This window comes from Corynebacterium sp. ACRPJ, from assembly GCF_022347345.1.
Taxonomy (GTDB): Bacteria; Actinomycetota; Actinomycetes; order Mycobacteriales; family Mycobacteriaceae; genus Corynebacterium; species Corynebacterium tuberculostearicum_D.
Genome location: NZ_JAKRNC010000033.1, coordinates 1 through 1,754, shown reverse-complemented (window position 1 = coordinate 1,754; position 1,754 = coordinate 1). Strand labels below are relative to the sequence as shown.

At 54.2% G+C, this 1,754-nt stretch carries 1 rRNA gene; it reads left to right on the top strand.

From position 1 onward, the window contains the following. Positions 1–118: 118 nt before the first annotated feature. A 16S ribosomal RNA gene (locus MHY08_RS11565) occupies positions 119–1,636 on the top strand. The last annotated feature ends 118 nt before the right edge of the window (positions 1,637–1,754 follow it).

Genomic DNA, 1,754 nt, shown 5'->3' with positions numbered 1-1,754 from the left:
TTTTTCTTTGTAGTAATTTTTTGGACGCCAGCACAGGCTTTTGTGGTTTGTGGTGGTTTGTTTGTTTGTTGGGTTTCGGGCTTTTCACGGCCTGTTTCGGATGTTGTTCTGAAATTTTTTTGTGGAGAGTTTGATCCTGGCTCAGGACGAACGCTGGCGGCGTGCTTAACACATGCAAGTCGAACGGAAAGGCCCTGCTTGCAGGGTACTCGAGTGGCGAACGGGTGAGTAACACGTGGGTGATCTGCCCTGCACTTCGGGATAAGCCTGGGAAACTGGGTCTAATACCGGATAGGAGCCATTTTTAGTGTGATGGTTGGAAAGTTTTTTCGGTGTAGGATGAGCTCGCGGCCTATCAGCTTGTTGGTGGGGTAATGGCCTACCAAGGCGGCGACGGGTAGCCGGCCTGAGAGGGTGGACGGCCACATTGGGACTGAGATACGGCCCAGACTCCTACGGGAGGCAGCAGTGGGGAATATTGCACAATGGGCGCAAGCCTGATGCAGCGACGCCGCGTGGGGGATGACGGCCTTCGGGTTGTAAACTCCTTTCGCTAGGGACGAAGCTTTTTGTGACGGTACCTAGATAAGAAGCACCGGCTAACTACGTGCCAGCAGCCGCGGTAATACGTAGGGTGCGAGCGTTGTCCGGAATTACTGGGCGTAAAGGGCTCGTAGGTGGTTTGTCGCGTCGTCTGTGAAATTCCGGGGCTTAACTCCGGGCGTGCAGGCGATACGGGCATAACTTGAGTACTGTAGGGGTAACTGGAATTCCTGGTGTAGCGGTGAAATGCGCAGATATCAGGAGGAACACCGATGGCGAAGGCAGGTTACTGGGCAGTTACTGACGCTGAGGAGCGAAAGCATGGGTAGCGAACAGGATTAGATACCCTGGTAGTCCATGCCGTAAACGGTGGGCGCTAGGTGTGAGGGTCTTTTCACGACTTTCGTGCCGTAGCTAACGCATTAAGCGCCCCGCCTGGGGAGTACGGCCGCAAGGCTAAAACTCAAAGGAATTGACGGGGGCCCGCACAAGCGGCGGAGCATGTGGATTAATTCGATGCAACGCGAAGAACCTTACCTGGGCTTGACATACACCGGATTGGGCTAGAGATAGTCTTTCCCTTTGTGGCTGGTGTACAGGTGGTGCATGGTTGTCGTCAGCTCGTGTCGTGAGATGTTGGGTTAAGTCCCGCAACGAGCGCAACCCTTGTCTTATGTTGCCAGCATTTGGTTGGGGACTCATGAGAGACTGCCGGGGTCAACTCGGAGGAAGGTGGGGATGACGTCAAATCATCATGCCCCTTATGTCCAGGGCTTCACACATGCTACAATGGTCGGTACAACGCGCAGCGACACTGTGAGGTGGAGCGAATCGCTGAAAGCCGGCCTTAGTTCGGATTGGGGTCTGCAACTCGACCCCATGAAGTCGGAGTCGCTAGTAATCGCAGATCAGCAATGCTGCGGTGAATACGTTCCCGGGCCTTGTACACACCGCCCGTCACGTCATGAAAGTTGGTAACACCCGAAGCCGGTGGCCCAAACTTGTTAGGGAGCCGTCGAAGGTGGGATCGGCGATTGGGACGAAGTCGTAACAAGGTACCCGTACCGGAAGGTGCGGGTGGATCACCTCCTTTCTAAGGAGCTTTTATTATTCGGGTGCAGTTGCACCCTGTGGTTGGTTGAGTATGCGAGTGTCATGCTGCCAACTTTTATTATTGAAAAATTGTCCGGGTGAAACACACACCTGATGAG